The organism is Micromonospora chokoriensis, from assembly GCF_900091505.1.
In the GTDB taxonomy this organism is placed as follows: domain Bacteria; phylum Actinomycetota; class Actinomycetes; order Mycobacteriales; family Micromonosporaceae; genus Micromonospora; species Micromonospora chokoriensis.
Window position 1 is genome coordinate 6,110,672 of the sequence record NZ_LT607409.1, and the last position, 14,772, is coordinate 6,125,443.

At 72.4% G+C, this 14,772-nt stretch carries 16 protein-coding genes; 7 read left to right on the forward strand and 9 right to left on the reverse strand.

Features of this window, described 5'->3' with window-relative positions:
• Positions 1-27 precede the first annotated feature (27 nt).
• The 3 genes from GA0070612_RS31685 to GA0070612_RS27660 form a co-directional block, all read right to left on the reverse strand.
• The gene (locus GA0070612_RS31685; protein WP_157742624.1) at positions 28-186 is read right to left on the reverse strand and encodes a hypothetical protein; all 159 of its coding nucleotides are present in this window, start codon (positions 184-186) and stop codon (positions 28-30) included.
• Between the two features lie 317 nt (positions 187-503).
• A complete protein-coding gene (locus GA0070612_RS27655) occupies positions 504-725 on the reverse strand; it encodes a hypothetical protein (RefSeq protein ID WP_030335934.1) in 222 nt (73 codons plus the stop codon).
• Positions 726-900: 175 nt separating this feature from the next.
• Positions 901-1,980 carry an NYN domain-containing protein gene (locus tag GA0070612_RS27660; RefSeq protein ID WP_088990585.1) on the reverse strand — a complete coding sequence of 360 codons (1,080 nt, stop codon included), beginning with the start codon at positions 1,978-1,980 and terminating at the stop codon, positions 901-903.
• A 219-nt stretch (positions 1,981-2,199) separates the two neighbouring features.
• On the opposite strand from GA0070612_RS27660, the gene GA0070612_RS27665 reads away from it, so the two are divergent.
• Positions 2,200-4,236, forward strand: coding sequence for a glycosyl hydrolase family 28-related protein (locus tag GA0070612_RS27665; RefSeq protein ID WP_088990586.1), 2,037 nt, complete (start codon positions 2,200-2,202; stop codon positions 4,234-4,236).
• Positions 4,237-4,288: 52 nt separating this feature from the next.
• On the opposite strand, the gene GA0070612_RS27670 is transcribed toward GA0070612_RS27665, so the two are convergent.
• From GA0070612_RS27670 to GA0070612_RS27685, 4 genes are all read right to left on the reverse strand, one after another.
• Positions 4,289-4,945, reverse strand: coding sequence for a CG0192-related protein (locus GA0070612_RS27670; RefSeq protein ID WP_088990587.1), 657 nt, complete (start codon positions 4,943-4,945; stop codon positions 4,289-4,291).
• Between the two features lie 78 nt (positions 4,946-5,023).
• Positions 5,024-6,112 (reverse strand): SRPBCC domain-containing protein, encoded by a 1,089-nt coding sequence (locus GA0070612_RS27675; protein WP_088990588.1) that lies wholly within the window; start codon positions 6,110-6,112, stop codon positions 5,024-5,026.
• Positions 6,113-6,170: 58 nt separating this feature from the next.
• On the reverse strand, positions 6,171-7,220 hold the full coding sequence (locus GA0070612_RS27680; RefSeq protein ID WP_088990589.1) for an NAD(P)H-dependent flavin oxidoreductase: 1,050 nt from the start codon (positions 7,218-7,220) through the stop codon (positions 6,171-6,173).
• Positions 7,221-7,250: 30 nt separating this feature from the next.
• Positions 7,251-8,360 (reverse strand): hypothetical protein, encoded by a 1,110-nt coding sequence (locus GA0070612_RS27685; protein ID WP_231924360.1) that lies wholly within the window; start codon positions 8,358-8,360, stop codon positions 7,251-7,253.
• A 145-nt stretch (positions 8,361-8,505) separates the two neighbouring features.
• Here GA0070612_RS27685 and GA0070612_RS27690 point away from each other — a divergent pair, with 145 nt between their 5' ends.
• The gene (locus GA0070612_RS27690; RefSeq protein WP_157742625.1) at positions 8,506-9,444 is read left to right on the forward strand and encodes a hypothetical protein; all 939 of its coding nucleotides are present in this window, start codon (positions 8,506-8,508) and stop codon (positions 9,442-9,444) included.
• A gap of 74 nt (positions 9,445-9,518) precedes the next feature.
• Positions 9,519-9,791, forward strand: coding sequence for a hypothetical protein (locus tag GA0070612_RS27695; RefSeq protein WP_088990591.1), 273 nt, complete (start codon positions 9,519-9,521; stop codon positions 9,789-9,791).
• A gap of 147 nt (positions 9,792-9,938) precedes the next feature.
• On the opposite strand, the gene GA0070612_RS27700 is transcribed toward GA0070612_RS27695, so the two are convergent.
• The gene (locus GA0070612_RS27700; protein ID WP_088990592.1) at positions 9,939-11,207 is read right to left on the reverse strand and encodes an Nramp family divalent metal transporter; all 1,269 of its coding nucleotides are present in this window, start codon (positions 11,205-11,207) and stop codon (positions 9,939-9,941) included.
• Positions 11,208-11,436: 229 nt separating this feature from the next.
• Between GA0070612_RS27700 and GA0070612_RS27705 the strand changes: the two genes are divergently transcribed.
• From GA0070612_RS27705 to GA0070612_RS27715, 3 genes are read left to right on the forward strand one after another with little or no spacing between them, the layout of a single operon-like run.
• Complete coding sequence (locus tag GA0070612_RS27705; RefSeq protein ID WP_088990593.1) at positions 11,437-11,844, forward strand: GntR family transcriptional regulator; 408 nt, start codon at positions 11,437-11,439, stop codon at positions 11,842-11,844.
• 20 nt (positions 11,845-11,864) lie between these two features.
• Entirely contained in the window at positions 11,865-12,755 is an 891-nt protein-coding gene (locus tag GA0070612_RS27710; protein ID WP_088990594.1) for an ABC transporter ATP-binding protein, read from the forward strand.
• Entirely contained in the window at positions 12,752-13,741 is a 990-nt protein-coding gene (locus GA0070612_RS27715) for an ABC transporter permease (RefSeq protein WP_088991808.1), read from the forward strand. The genes GA0070612_RS27710 and GA0070612_RS27715 overlap by 4 nt, the downstream gene beginning before the upstream one ends.
• Before the next feature lie 60 nt (positions 13,742-13,801).
• On the opposite strand, the gene GA0070612_RS32730 is transcribed toward GA0070612_RS27715, so the two are convergent.
• Positions 13,802-14,110: a DNA glycosylase AlkZ-like family protein gene (locus GA0070612_RS32730; protein WP_231924361.1), complete on the reverse strand. Its 309-nt coding sequence runs from the start codon at positions 14,108-14,110 to the stop codon at positions 13,802-13,804.
• 325 nt (positions 14,111-14,435) lie between these two features.
• On the opposite strand from GA0070612_RS32730, the gene GA0070612_RS32735 reads away from it, so the two are divergent.
• Positions 14,436-14,756, forward strand: coding sequence for a hypothetical protein (locus GA0070612_RS32735; protein ID WP_231924362.1), 321 nt, complete (start codon positions 14,436-14,438; stop codon positions 14,754-14,756).
• The last annotated feature ends 16 nt before the right edge of the window (positions 14,757-14,772 follow it).

The window sequence follows — 14,772 nt, forward strand, 5'->3', positions numbered from 1 at the left end:
CGCCGGGCGACCGGGAGGCACGCGATCCTAGTCGGCGCTCTCCTCGGAGAGGGCGTCGTCCGGCGCCCGGGCGTCGTCGTCGGTCAGCGCGTCGTCCGACGAGGCGGCGAGGTCGGCGAGCCGTCGCTCGGCCTCCCGGACCTCCTCGTCGAGCCTGGGGTTCTCCTCGTCCGGGCTCTGCGACATGGGCGACCTCCATCGGGCGCGCGACCAGCGGCTTCTCGGATACCCGGCCTGAGGGCGGGGACACGGAGATCCGCCGACATGCCTTGATCAAGTGATGAGAAGTAGCTCAATCCGCTCCCCGGAACCTACTTTTCGTCACTTGATCTTGGACTGGGCACTGGCGCTTCTGGCGGACGTTCCCTTCCGTCATGCTGCGGAAGCGACGACCCGCGAGCCGACCGCAGTCGAGGTGGTCAGTGATTACCGAGCGCCGGGCCGGTCGGCGCGCGCCGGGCTGGGGGAGCCCGGGAGCGTTGCCGACCCGGCCCGGTGCCGGATCAGCGCTGCTTCAGCTCGCGCCAGGATGGGTGGGTGCCGCGCCAGGCGTCGGCGAGGATGGCCGCCGAGGCCCGGCTGGGGCACTGCTGCACCCGCTCACGACCCGACGCCCCACCGATCTGGGCGCGGACCTCCCAACCCTGCCCGTCAGTACGGATGTACACGTCCCTGCGCCCGCGCGGGGTCGTGTCCCCGTTCCACCAGTGCTCCTCCACCTTCATTCGCCGACCGTATAGCAATTCCCGCGCAGAGGGTACGGCGCAGGTATGCCCGGACCGGGGCAAGAGCGACAATCAAGGCGCAATTCGGGTCAAGCGTTGGTGGTTCGAAACCAACGGGTGATTTTTTCGCCCCTGACTTGCCAATCAGCAACCCCTCGCCCTCACGCAGGAGAGGTCAGGCCGGGGCCGTCAGGAGGTAGTCGTCGGCTTCGGGGCTCCACCGCAGGTCCAGCACGCCGGCGGTGGCAGCGGCCTTGCAGAACTGGAGGAAGCTGCGGTAGCCGAGCTTCTTCTCGCTGAAGTCGGGGCGGGCCCGGCGTACCTGGTTCTTCAGCCCGGACAACGCCACCGGGTTGCCACCGCTGCCCAGGTCCGCCACGACGCCCCGGAGCAGGCCGAACGCCACCTCCCGGTCACCGTGCTCGGGCAGGGAGACCTCCGGGTCACCCTTGGCGGGCCCTTCGGCCAGCTCGACCACCGTGCGCTCGGCGAGGTGGCGCAGCAGCTCGCCGAAGGTGCGGAAACCGTAGTCGGACTCACTGAACGTGGGGTCCTTGCGCAGCAGGGTGCGCTTGAGCCGGGACGCGGTGACCTCGCCGTTGGCGCTGCCCTGCAACCCGGCCACCGTCTGGGCGACCAGCACGGCGAGCGTGTCCACGTCCCGGCCGGGCTCCGCACCGGCGGGTCGGCGGTCCACCTCGGGCTCGGGCTCGGGCGGGCGCTGGTTCGCGCCGACGTGGCGGGCGGGACGCGTCCGCTCGCTGCGGGGCGGTGGGATGTCCACCCCTTCCAACCTGTCGTAGTAGAGGAACTCGTCGCAGGCCGGCGGGAGCAGCGCCGACGTGGACCCCTCGACCCCGACACCGATGACCCGTTTGTTCAGCTCGCGCAGCTTGTGCACCAGCGGCGTGAAGTCGCTGTCCCCACTGCAGATCACGAAGGTGGAGATGTAGTCACGTTCGAACGCCAACTCGATGGCGTCGACGGCCATCTTGATGTCCGCGGCGTTCTTCCGGGACGCGCCCATCCGTTGCGGGATCTCGATCAGCTCGACGTGCGACCGGGTGAGCATCCGTCGGTCCTCGTCGAAGTACGACCAGTCGGCGTACGCCCGGCGGACCACCACCCGGCCCCGTTCGGCGAGCGCGTCGGCGATCGGCCGGAAGTCGAAGTCCGCGCCACCACGGTGGTCGCGCGCGCCGAGCGCGAGGTTCTCGTAGTCCAGGAACAGGGCGATCCGGTCTTCTTGATCCACGAGGGTCAGCCTACGCCCGGCGTGAGCGGGTCGAGGCAGACGACGCGCGCCATCTCAACTCGACAACCGTCCATTTCTTGCGGCCTGATTGTCGCTTCTTTTCGTGCTTCGCTTGCGACCTTGCAGCTCGGTGTTTGGTGCTGACATCATGACGATCAATGCCGGGCGTCGGGGGCGCCGGGCCGGCCTCCCACCACCATCCACCCAGGAGGGTCACCGATGTTTCGGACCATCATGCCGGCGCGGGGACGCCCCGGCCGTCCGGCCGCCACCGCCGCCGCGCTCGCGGCCGGCCTCACCCTGCTGGTCGTCACCCCCAGCGTGGCCGTCGCCCGACCGACCGCCTCCCCCGGCGCGACGCCCGTCGTCACCCGCGCCGCCCTCGACCCGGCGTTGGTCGCCGGGCGCGGCGCGAATGTCGGCTTCGTCGAGCAGGAGGCCGAGAACGCCCGCACCAACGGCGAGATCATCGGCCCCGACCGGACCGCCTACACCCTGCCGTCGGAAGCCTCCGGCCGCCGGGCGGTCCGGCTCACCCCCGGGGAGTACGTGGAGTTCGTCCTGCCCAGCGCGGCCAACGGGATCACCGTGCGGTACAGCATCCCGGACGCGCCACAGGGCGGCGGGATCACCGCGCCGCTGCGGGTGGCCGTGAACGGTAAGCACCTGCGCACCATGACGCTCACCTCGCAGTACTCGTGGCTCTACAACCAGTACCCGTTCACCAACGACCCGCAGGCAGGTCTGCTGCACCCGGACTGGTGGATCACCGAGTGCCAGTGCGTGCCGGCGGCCACCACCCCGTACCCGAGCATCAGCACGCCGTTCCGGCCCACCCACTTCTACGACGAGCAGCGACTCCTGCTCGGACGCACCTACCGGGCCGGCGACCGCATCCGGCTCACCGCGCCACCCGGCAGCCCGGCCGCCTGGACGGTCATCGACCTGCTCGACTCCGAGCTGGTCGCCCCGCCGCGGGTCCGGCTGCTCGCGGCGAACGTGCTGGCGTTCGGGGCCGACCCGACCGGCCGGCGGGACTCCGCCGACGCCCTGGACAAGGCCATCGCCTTCGCCCGGCGCACCCACCTGAAGGTCTACCTCCCACCGGGCACCTACCAGGTCAACCGGCACGTCATCGTCGACGACGTGACCATCGAGGGCGCCGGCAACTGGCACACCATCATCAAGGGCCGCGAGGTCGCCCTGCCGACGCCCGCACCGGACGGCTCCGTGCACACCGGAGTCGGGTTCTACGGCCGGGACGCCGCCGACGGTGGCAGCCGCAACGTCCACCTCTCCGGCTTCGCCATCGAGGGCGACGTCCGGGAGCGCATCGACACCGACCAGGTCAACGCGATCGGCGGCGCGATGAGTGACTCGACGATCGACGGGCTCTACCTGCACCACACCAAGGTGGGTGTGTGGTTCGACGGGCCGATGCGCAACGTGCGGGTCACCAACACCATCATCGTCGACCAGATCGCCGACGCGCTCAACTTCCACACCGGAGTGACCGACTCCGTGGTGGCACACACCTTCGTCCGCAACACCGGCGACGACGGCCTGGCGATGTGGTCGGAGAAGACGGCGAACGCGCGCAACACCTTCGACCACAACACAGTGCAGTCGCCGACCCTGGCCAACGGCATCGCCATCTACGGCGGCACCGACACCACCGTGTCGCACAACCTCGTCGCCGACCCGGTACGCGAGGGCAGCGGCCTGCACGCCGGTTCCCGCTTCGGCGCGGAGCCGTTCACCGGGTACCTGCGGTTCACCGGCAACACCACGGCCCGCGCCGGCACGTACGAGCTGAACTGGAACATCGGACTGGGCGCGATCTGGGTCTTCGCCCTGGACCGCAGCATCGACGCGGCGATCGAGGTGACCGGCGACGCGTACCTCGACAGCACGTACAACGCGATCATGCTGGTCAGCGACTGGCCGGTGAAGGACCTCTACTCGATCACCGACGTGCGGTTCCGGGACGTCCGGGTCGACGGCACCGGCACCTCGGTCGTCAGCGCCCGCGCCGCCGGGTCCGCCTCGTTCGCCAACGTGGACGCCCGCAACGTGGGCGCGGTCGGCGTCAACAACTGCGGATCGTTCCACTTCACCCCGGCCGGTTCCGAGTTCACGCTGACCGACCTGGGCGGCAACGACGGCGGTTGGCTCGCGCCGTGGCTGTTGCCCAACACCATCACCTGCGACGACCGGCCGCCCGTCTCGCCGCCCCCGCCTCCGGCACAGTGGTGAACGCGGTGGGCGGCCCGACCCTCTCGGGCCGCCCACCGCAGGCGAAGACAGGTCAGAGCAGCCTGGCGTACGCCAGCGGCACGGTCGTCGGCTGACCGTCCCAGCTCCCGGCCAGCACGGCACCGGCCGACCCGTCGGGACCGACGCCCGGCCGGTGCACGACGACCAGCCCGACGGCGTCGGTGTCGATGAGCGTGCGGTCCTCGTCGACCACCGGGCGCACGGCGCCGATGGCGGGCACCTCGGCCTCCCCGACGCCGCTGACCACGATGGTCACCGTCGGCTCGCGCACCTCGCGCCGGCCGTCGACCTCGAAGTACTGCTCGGCCTGACCGGCGCCGGTGAGAATCGCGCGGGCGAGCGCGGCGGCGTAGACCGGGTCGCCACAGCCGTCGTACACCCAGCGGGTGCCGAGCACCGAATGCTCGGTGGTGCCGACCAGCCAGTCCTCGGCCCCGTCGAGAGGCGCGGCGCGGTAGGTGAGCGGGACCTGGTGGACCGGCCCGTCGGCGGTGCCGACCAGCATCGTCTCGATGCCGACCTCACCCGCCGGGTCGTCGAAGCGGTACGCGCCCCGGCTCACCACGTCCGCGCCGGTCAGCGTGCCGGAGGTCCCGATGGACCCGGTGAACCACGGTTTGTCGGGCAGCCAGGCCGCCAGCAGGTCGAGTTTCGTGGGGCGCAGTGTGGCCCGGTGCAGCAGTGCCATGACCGCAGCCTAAGGCCTGATTCATAAGGGCGGTCGAGCCGAGGCGGAGTCCGGGCGGCGATTCGGCAAGGCCTTAGGTCAGAGGCCCGTGCACGGGTTGCCGCCCACCGTGCAGCTCTCCGGCGTCCGGGCCTTGGGCCGGTTGTCGCGTACGTCGAAGCGGAACGTCTGGGATCCGCCCGCCGGCAGGGCCGCGCCGGTGAACGTGATCGACCTGCCGTCCTGTCGCGACTCCGCGCCCTCGACGTCGTCGACGGTGCTGCCGTCGGCGAAGGTGACCACCACGGCCCAACTCGCCGCCGGAGTGGCTGCGGGGTTGCCGACCACCACTTCGCCGGTGTAGCCGAACAGCCGGCTGGAGTCGGTCTCGTAGCGGGCGGTCAACGGCGGCGGGGGTGGTGGTGGCACGGCCGCCGTGGCTGTCGGTGTCGGCTTCCCCGACGGAGTCCGACTCGGACGGGCGGTCGGCGACGTGGCCGTCCGGGACGGACGCACGGAGGTCGTCGCGCGTGGGGTGGCGGTGACCGCGACGGCCGTCACGGACGGCGACGGGGACGCCGGCGCGGGAGGCGCGGCGCTCTGCTTCCCACCGACCGGGAGCGCCAGCCACGCCGCCGATCCACCGAGGACCGCCAGCCCGACCAGCACGGCGGCCACCGTGCGCCGACGGGCGCGGGCCGGCCCGTTGCGGGACGCGCCGACCAACGGCAGTTCGGTGGTCATCCCGCCGTCGCCGCGCCGTAGGTCGACCTGCTGGAAGGCGAGCCAGTCGAGGATGGCCGGCAGTCGCACGGTCAGCGCCTGCCGGAGTTGCTGCTCGCGTGGCTTCTGCTGCTCGACGGACCACCCGCCGTGTGTGGTGACCTCCCGCACCTCCAACCGGCAGCCCTGCGTCGTGGCCGTGACGTCGCAGGTCACCTCGCTGAGCCGGCCGGCCTCGTCGCAGGCCAGCACGAGACGTTCCGGGTCCTGCCGGTCGGTCACCTCGACCTCGACGTCGGCCCCGAAGCCGGGCAGCCCGGCGGTGTGCAGCACCAGCCGATCCGGTACGCCCTCGGGCGTCTCGGCCTCGGCGAACCACCGGCCGAGCAGTTCCCGATCGGTCAATGCGAGCCATACCCGCTCGGGTGGGTGGGACAGGTCGACCTGCGCGCCGATCTCGATCACGGCGAGACTCTAACGGGTCTCCCGCCCCGCCCGCCCGGGCCGGCGGTCGGCGCCCTGGTCACCCCCAGCGGGTCGACCTCTCGGTCAGCGCGGCGAGGGCCGCCCGGGCACCGGCGCTCACGTCGGCGACGACCTCGGCCGCCGGCAGGTCCCGGGCCAGCGTGTGCGCCTGCCCGGCCCACGCGTTCGCCACCGACGCGTCCCCGTCGCGCCGGGCGGCGGCCAGCAGCGGGCGCGTCAGGTGCAGCACCTGCGGGTAACCGGCCGGCGCCGCGGCGTCGTGCCGGCGCAGGAAGTCGTTGGTCACGCCCCGGGCCCGCTTGCCGGTGAACGACCGGGTCAACGCGGTGGGCGCGGTACCGGCCACCGCCTCCCGGTGCATCGGCGAACTGCCCGCCTCCGGGCACCGCAGAAAGGCGGTGCCGAGCTGCGCGGCGGTGGCGCCGGCAGCCAGCGCGGCGGCCAGCGCCGGGCCGTCGACGATGCCCCCCGCCGCCACCAGTGGCAGGTCGCAGCGGGCGGCGGTCAGCCGGAGCAACGGCAGCAACGCGTAGTCGTCGTCGTCCGGCAGGCCGCCGCGATGGCCACCGGCCTCGGTGCCCTGCACCACGACCGCGTCCACACCGAGGTCGGCGGCGGCCGTGGCGGCCTCCGGGCGGGTGACGGTGGCCCACACCTCGGTGCCCCGCTCACGCAGGGCTGCCACCGCCGCCCGGTCAGGCAGCCCGAACACGAAGGACACCACCGGGACCGGGTCCGCGAGCAGTGCGGCCAGCTTCTCCGGGTACGCGTCGTCGCCGCCCACCGGATCACCCAGGGTGACGCCGCGCTGGGCGGCCTGCGGGGCGAGCCGTTCGGCGTACGCCCGGACGGCGGCCTCGTCGACGTCGCCCGGGTCGGGCAGGAAGAGGTTGACCCCGAACGGCCGGTCGGTGCGGGCGCGGACCTCGGCGACGTCGGCGGCCAGCCGGCCGGCGTCGATCATCCCGGCGGCCAGGAAGCCCAGCCCTCCGGCCGCGGAGACGGCGGCCGCGAGCGCGGGCGTGGACGGGCCGCCGGCCATCGGAGCGGCGATGATCGGGTGACGCAGCGTGGACAGCGTGGACATGGGCCCATCCTGCCGCACCGCCCCGTCCGCTCAGCGGCGTGCGGTGTGCCTCCACCGCAGCGCACCGGCCAGCCCGAGCAGAGCCAGCAGTGTCCCGGCGCCGGCGACCAGCAGCCAGGTACGGCCGCCCGGCCCGATGCCGTCCTCGGCGATGGGGCGAACGTGGGTGGGCGCCACCGGGCCGGTGGAGCCCGTCGGGCCCGTGGTCGGTGCCGTCTCGGCAGTGGCCGGGTAGCGCAGGATCGTCGGACGGGTACCCGGCGGTTGGTCGGCGGACTCGGAGACGGTGAGCAGCGACCCGCCGTCGCGACTGTAGGTGATCGACTCGCCCTGGGGTTCGTCCGGCAACGGCGTGCTCCTGGGGGTGCCGGAGGTCAACGCCCTGACCACATCCCCGTCGGGGACGTCGTACTCGAAGGCGTCGGCGTAGGTGCGCAGCACCACCCGACGCCCGTCCGGCGCGGTCGCCGCGCCGGTGACCACACCCCGCCCGAGGAACGAGAACGGGTTGCTGGTCGTCGTCGTCGGGAGGGTCACCTGGCCGGCCAGGGCCAGCGGCGTCGTCGCCCCCGGTCGCAGCGCGGCGGTCGGGCGGTACAGGAAGACGGTGCCGCTGCCACCCTTGGTGATGACCATCGGTTGGCCGTCGGCGTCGAGCAGCAACGCCTCGGCGTCGTGCGGGCGGTCCGGGTAGGTCATCCGGTGCAGCACCGGCCGCTCCGCCCCCGGTGCGAGCCGCCACACCCCGACAGTCGTACGCGAACGGTCGTTGTCGCCGATGTCGGCGACCCAGACGGTGCCGTCCCGGCCGACGGCCAGGTCCTCGGTGTCCCTGGGCCGGGACGGGTAGGAGACCGCCCGGACCACAGCGCACCGCTGGTCGAGGAAGAAGATCCGACGGCGGGCCTCGTCGTCGGCGCCGTCGTTGACGACCACGTACCCGTCGTCCGTGGCGACCATCCCGGACAGCTCGCGGAGCCGGTCGTCGCGGATCTGGCACACCGGCGTGCCGACCGCCGCCGCGACCGCCACCCCCGGGGTCAGCGCCACCGTCGGTACGACCACGCCGGTGAGCAAGGCCCCCAGCGCCGCCCCCACCCGGGCGCGCCGTCCCCCGCTCAACCGCCCGCGTACCCGCATCGCCATCCTCCTCGTCGCGGCCGTGCTCCGGCCACCCGCCCATCTTGTCCGATGCCGACCACCGACGGCGGCAGTCGCGGGCACGCGTCCACACCCCTGGTCGATGTACCGTCGCTCCGCCTCGTTCTCGATCGGAGGGATGATCATGCCCGGGACCGACACCTCCGCGGCCCGCCCGTTCGGGCGGCGGCTTCTCCACCGCCTGGGCCGTCCGAGCACCGGCGCGGCTGTCGTCTGGGTGCCGCTCGCCGCTGTCGTGTGCGGCCTCTTCACCGGCGCGTCGGCCAGTCGGGCCGCCTGGGAGACGTCCCGGCCGCAACCCGACCGGGCCGAGGCCGGCGCCGTCCTGACCATGGCCTTTCCCGGCCACGACCTCGGCGAGATCGACACCCCGCCCGCGCTCTTCGTCGTCTACGGGCACGCGTTGCGTCCGGGCACCGTGAAGACGCTGGTGCTCGGTGACGGCGGTGAGTACCAGGAGAGCGCCACCAGCGCCGCCGCAGTCGGCGCGCCGCCGGTGCCCGCCGAACAGATCGTCGCGGTGGCCCGGGACCGCCTCACCGATGCCGGCTGGACGGTGTACGACCCACCGGTGGCCGAGGGCATCAGCTGCGCGGACAAGGTGTGCGCCACCCCGCTCGCGATCACCGACACCACGCTGGTCGCTCGACGCGGTGACACCATCCTGAACGCCTCGATCTCCTCGCAGACCACCGCCGACGCCTCCTACCTGGCGGTCGAGCTGCACCGCGCGCCACCGCCGCTGGTGGTCCCCGCCGGGGTGCTCGGCACGCTGCTGGGCGCGGTGGCCGGGTGGTGGGTCTTCGGCTGGGCCAGCCGCCGCTCCGCACCGCGCGGCGGCGCCGTGGGCGTCCTGTTGGGTGTGGCCGTGGCGCTGTGGTGGCTGCCGGTGCTGCTGGCCGTCCCGTCGCTGCTGCGCCACCACCGCGGCGAGCCACACCCGGCCTGGCACCCGTTCTGGGAGTGGCTCGGTCAACCGGCCGCGTCGTTGCTCTTCCTGGTCGGCGCGGTGTGCGCGCTGCTGGGGCTGGGACTGGCCGCCGTGCCCCGCCGGGAGAGGTAGCAAGCGTGCGACGGGCGACGGCGGGTAGGCAGCGGCCCGGCGGCATGTCGAGACACGCCGGGCAGGAGGCTCCGATGAGCACGTACCGGGATGATCAGGGCGCCACGTTCCCTCCTCCGGAGGCGGATGCCCAGGAGCAACGGCAGAGCGCCGTGGACTACGGGCCGCCGGATCGGATGTCGGGTGACGTCGACCCCGAGGCGTCCGAGGCGGACCTGGCCGAGCAGGGCGCTCTGCCGGCGGGTGCGCTCGAAGACGTGACGTCGCTGCCGGCCGACGCCGACCCGGCCGACGCCCTCGAACAGCGCCAGGAGATCCCGACCCGCGACGAGGGCCGACGAACCTGACGCGCCCGTTGCCACCGACCACGGGCTGACCCGACACGCTGCGAACGGCGTTATGACTGTGGGTCTTATTCATGACTCACAGTCATGACGCTCGCGGACGTCCGTGACCCTCGCGGCCCACTCGACCAATCTCCCCGGGCAGCACACCTAGCCCGCGACGACCTGCCAGAGCAGGAAGGCGTTCAGTGCGACCACCAGGACCGCCACCAGGGACGCGGCGGCCGTGGTGAGCGGGTGGTTGACCAGGTTGCCCATCAGGTCCCGGCGGCGGGTGAAGGCGACCACCGGGATCAGCGCGAACGGGATGCCGAAGCTGAGGATGACCTGGGACAGCACGAGTGCGCGGGTGGGGTCGAGGCCGATGGCGAGCACGGCCAGCGCGGGCACGAGGGTGATCAGCCGGCGCAGCAGCAGCGGAATCCGCCGCCGCAGGAAGCCCTGCATGATCACCTCGCCGGCGTAGGTGCCCACACTCGTGGAGGCCAGCCCGGAGACCAGCAGGGCGATGGCGAACCCGAACGCCGCGGCGGTGCCGATGGTCTGTCCGAGCCCGGCGTGCACACCCTCCAGGCTGTCCGCGCCACTCGGTCCGCCGCCCCGGAAGCTGGCGGCGGCGATCAGCAGCATGGCGAGGTTGACCGCGCCGGCCGCGCTCAGGGCGAGCAGCACGTCCGTGCGTTGACCACGGAACAGGATCCGCCGCTCGGTGTCGTCGGTGGCGGGGATGCGGTCGCGGGTCAGCGCGGAGTGCACGTAGATGACGTGCGGCATGACCGTGGCACCGAGGATGCCGGCGGCCAGCAGCACGCTGTCGGTGCCCTGGAGTCGAGGCACCAGGCCGGCCACGGCGGATCCCGGGTCGGAGCCGGCGGCGAGCAGGTTCGCCGCGAACGCCAGGACGATGACGCCGAGCCCGACGGCGATGGCGATCTCGAAGGCGCGGAAGCCCCGCGAGCGCAGCGCCAGCACGGCGAACGCGGTGGTGCCGATGATGATCCCGCCGGGCAGCAGGGGGATGCCGAAGAGCAGGTACAGGGCGACCGCGCCACCGATCACCTCGGCGAGGTCGGTGGCCATGGCGACCAGCTCGGCCTGCACCCACATGGCCTTGTTGAGGGGCTTGGGCAGACGTTCCCGGCACAGTTCGGGCAGGCTGCGACCGGTGGCCAGGCCCAGCTTCGCGGTGAGGGTCTGCACCAGCATCGCCATCAGGTTGGCCACCACCACGACCCAGACCAGCAGGTAGCCGTACCGGGCGCCGGCGGCGGAGTTGGTGGCGAAGTTGCCGGGGTCGACGTACGCGACCGCGGCGACGAACGCCGGGCCGAGCAGGATCAGTCGCCCGCGTACGCGCCCGCGCGCGCGGGCCACCTGTAGTGGAGTGGCCCTCGGCGTCGTCAGTTCGTCGGTGACCATCGCACACCTCCCCTTCCGCCTGGATCGCTGCCTGGTCCTTCCCGAGTCGCTGACCCGGGCGGGCCAACCTCTGGCCCGCCGGTGCCACGTGGTCGACACGCCCGCTGGTCGACGGTGACGCGCCGGGCCGGGCCGGGCTCGTGCCGCGTCGGCCTTGACAGAAGTCAACGCGCCGATGAAGCTGTCTATTAGTCCTACTGTCGTAGGACAACAGGAAGGATCATCACGAGTGATCGAGTTCGTACTGGACAGCCGGTCGAAGGTGAACACCTACATGCAGCTCGTGCAGCAGGTGAAACAGGCGCTGCGAGTCGGCCTGCTGACGCCGGGCGACCAGTTGCCGAAGGTTCGGGACGTCGCGCAATCCCTGGCGATCAACCCGAACACGGTGCTGAAGGCGTACCGGGAGCTGGAGATCGAGGGCCTGGTCGGCGGCCGACCCGGGGTGGGCACGTTCGTCCAGCGCACCCTGGCCAGCGCGTCCCTGCCCAACCAGGCCGAGCTCCGCGACGACCTGGTCGCCTGGCTGCACCGGGCCCAGGCCGCCGGCCTCACCGCCGAGGACGTCATCGCCCTGGTGGAGACCACGCTGCGCGCCACCCTCGCCGAGGACACCCCGCAGAAGGAACCCGCATGAGCGCAACGAGAGGACAGAGAATGGACCATGTCTTGGAGGCAGAACGGCTGGGCAAGCGGTACGGCAGCACCTGGGCGTTGCGGGACTGTTCGCTGGACCTGCCGGCCGGCCGGATCGCCGCGTTGGTCGGGCCCAACGGCGCGGGCAAGAGCACGCTGTTGCACCTGGCCGTCGGGCTGCTCAAGCCCGACGCGGGCACGGTGCGGGTGTTCGGCCGGTCGACGTACGGCGACACGGACGGCCTCGCCGACATCGGCTTCGTCGCCCAGGACACCCCGCTCTACCGCGACTTCACGGCGTCCGAGCTGGTCGTCGCCGGGGGCAAGCTGAACAAGCGGTGGGACGCCACGTTGGCTCGCCAGCGGCTGGCGCAGCTCGGCATTCCGCCGGACAAGCCGGTCGGCAAGCTCTCCGGCGGGCAACGGGCCCAGGTGGCGCTCGCCCTCGCACTCGCCAAGCAGCCCCGGCTGCTGCTGCTCGACGAGCCGGTGGCGAGCCTCGACCCGCTGGCCCGGCGGGAGTTCCTCCAGTCGCTGATGGGCAGCGTCGCGGAATCCGGCACCACCGTCCTGCTCTCCTCGCACCTGCTGGCCGACCTGGAGCGCGTCTGCGACTACCTGATCGTGCTGAACGCCGCCAAGGTGCAGCTCACCGGCGCGGTCGACGACCTGGTCGCCGAGCACCGACAGTTGGTCGGCCCACGACACGACGGCGGCGTGATCGGGGGCGTCGCCGCCGTCGTCCGGGCCAGCCACACCGACCGGCAGTCGACACTGCTGGTCCGCACCGACGGGCCGGTCACCGATCCGGCCTGGACCATCCGTGAGGTCAGCCTGGAGGACGTCGTCCTGGCCTACCTCGCCGAGGGCACCGCGCAGACCAGGCACAGCGAGTGGGGGGTGGCAGCATGATCTGGTTGACCTGGCGGCAACACCGCAAGCAGGCACTCTTCACACTGCTGGCGTTCGCCGTGCTGGCGGCCGTGCTGGTGCCGATCGGCCTGTCGATGCGGAACAGCTTCGCCGACCTCGGGCTGACGGACTGCGCCGCCCAGCTCGCCCGTGCCGACGTCGCCGCGACGACCCGCGAGACCTGCGAGGGGAGCTTCCAACGCTTCAGCAACCAGTACGGCAGCCTCAACCTGCTGGCCGTCCTGCTGATCACCCTGCCGGTGCTGGTCGGCCTGTTCTGGGGCGCCCCACTGGTCGCCCGGGAGGTGGAGCAGGGCACGCACCGGTTCGTCTGGACCCAGGGCGTCGGCCGCACCCGCTGGGCGCTGACGAAGTTCGGGCTGGTCGGCGCCGCCGTGCTGCTCCTCGCGATCGGCTACGGCCTGGGCATGTCGTGGTGGGTCGAGCCGCTGACCCAGGCCGCCCAGGAGGGCCGCCTCGGCATGATCGTCTTCGACCTGCAGGGCATCGTCCCGATCGGCTACACGCTCTTCGCCGTGGCGTTGGGCGTCTTCGCCGGCACCGTCTGGAAGCGGATGCTGCCCGCCATGGGCATCACCCTCGCCGGGTTCATCGGAGCCCGGGCGGCGGTGGAGGTCCTGGCCCGGCCGCACTACCTGGCCGCCCGCACCAAGACCTTCCCGATCGAGGGGGACGGAGCACGGGAGAGCAGCCGGGGAGACTGGATCCTCGCCCAGGGTATCCGGAACCCGGACGGGACGATGATCGCGGAGGACACCCGGATCCAGTGCCCGACGGGCGGGAGAGGGCCGGACGGTCGGGTCTGCGGCGCCGAGCTGGGCCTCGAACCGGGAGCGTACAACTGGCAGCTCTACCAGCCGGCCGACCGGTTCTGGCTGTTCCAGGGCATCGAGACGGGCATCTTCGTCGCCGTCGCCCTGCTGCTGCTCTACCTGGCCGTGCGCCGGGTCCGCCGGATCGCCTAGCCGGATCACTGAGGTGGACGACGGTGCTCGTCGGGGAGCCGGGGCCCCGGCGAGCACCCGTCAGCGCAGACCCTCCGGGGTCAGCGAGAGCCAGGACGCCAGGTCGCGCAGCTCGTCGTGCACGGCGCGGCTCACCTGCGCGGTGAAGGGCACGTCCTCGTGGACGGCGTGCACGGTGAACGTGCCGCGCCGACGGTCGGCCGTGGCGTCGACCTTCCCCACCAGCCGGTCGCCGTGCAGGATCGGCAACGCGAAGTAGCCCCATCGGCGGTTCGCCTTCGGCTTGTACATCTCCAGCACGTACGCGTACTCGAAGAGCTCTTCGAGGCGGACCCGGTCGTGCACCAACCTGTCGAACGGCGACAACACCCGCCGTACGCCCGGTGAACGGCTGCCCGAGCGCGGCTGGGTCCACCCGCCAGGCCCCCGGGACTCCCTCGCCGCGGGCGACCAGGAACTCCAGCATCTGGGTGACGTTGCGGTTGTTGGTCCAACCCGACGACGGCCAGGGCACCGCGCAGGTGTCCGGGATGTCCCGGGACAACAGTGGCCCGGAGCGACCGAGCAGGTCGAGCACGTCGCGCCGGAACGAGTCGTTCGCGCGCAGCCACTCGCGCTGCCGTTCGTGAGCGGGCCAGGCGGCCATCGCCGCGAGGTGGAGCCCCAGGTCGTCCATCGGTCGCAGCATGGCCTGGTGCTCGAAGAGCGCCCGGTCCCGTTCGAGGGCTTGACGCAGGTGCGCGGGCTGGTACGACGAGCCCAGCCGGCTCCAGCAGACCAGGTCGGCGCTCGGCGCGACGGCCGCCGTCGGGTCGATCTGCAGCAGCGTCAGGTGCCGCACCACAGTGAGCAGGTCGGTCGGGCGCGGGGCGGCCAACAACTGGGCCCGCACGGCGATCCGTCGTGCCTGCGCGCGATCGAGCTGGTGCACACCCACGCCGGCGAGCCTAACGCCGCGCACCGACACGCTGCTGACCAGCGCAGTCGGATTCCAGCCCGTCGCCAACGCGACTGAACGCGCCGGTCCGATC